Genomic DNA, 701 nt, shown 5'->3' on the forward strand with positions numbered 1-701 from the left:
GTTCATATTCTGATCCGATTGTCCCATCATATTCCAGCCCGTCTTATGCCCTTCGTACACGCCATGAAGGACAACCTTTATCTGAAGGTGGCAAACTGTTTGTCTGTTGCAGTAGTTCGGGACAATTCACCTATGCACCGGCAACCAAACAGGACCACCTCAAATTCGGCGCATGGATAAATGCAGACGGCACGGCAGACCTGTTTATCGGCGGCAAACCCGTCGGAACGGCGAAACCGTCTTATTACACTCCGTCAGACAGTACAGTGGCAAAAGGCAAGACTACATACGAAGTTTGGGCTGTCCGCGTCCGCAACGGCAATATCGTTACCTCAACCTACGATCCGGGCAAATCCTCCGGGTCGTCTGAAAAAAACACGCCCAAACTTTCACTGCTGACAGCCAATTTCAACACCAACAAACTCGGCGGCACGATTTTAGGTAATGCTGATTACGGTCCGGACGTTGTGATGAAAGATGTAGGCATCAACGGCGTTGATTTCTCAGGCACTGCCGAATCCGATGGTAAAAACGGCAAAGTCGAAGGGAAATTCTTTGGTCAATTTAACGGCGATAAAACAGAAGTCAGTATAGGCGGTAAAGTTACCTTTGATGCCGATAAATCGTTGGATACCGTGTTCGGCGGCGTGAAGAATGATGACGACCGCAATACGACGGATACAAGTTTGACACCTGTCAGC

1 protein-coding gene is annotated in these 701 nt (G+C 49.1%); it reads left to right on the forward strand.

Features of this window, described 5'->3' with window-relative positions:
* Positions 1 to 701, forward strand: a 701-nt coding sequence (locus tag ACTHUM_RS16745; RefSeq protein ID WP_440403520.1) for a Slam-dependent surface lipoprotein, incomplete at both ends; no start/stop codon positions are given.

It is taken from the genome of Neisseria sp. P0021.S006, assembly GCF_051956895.1.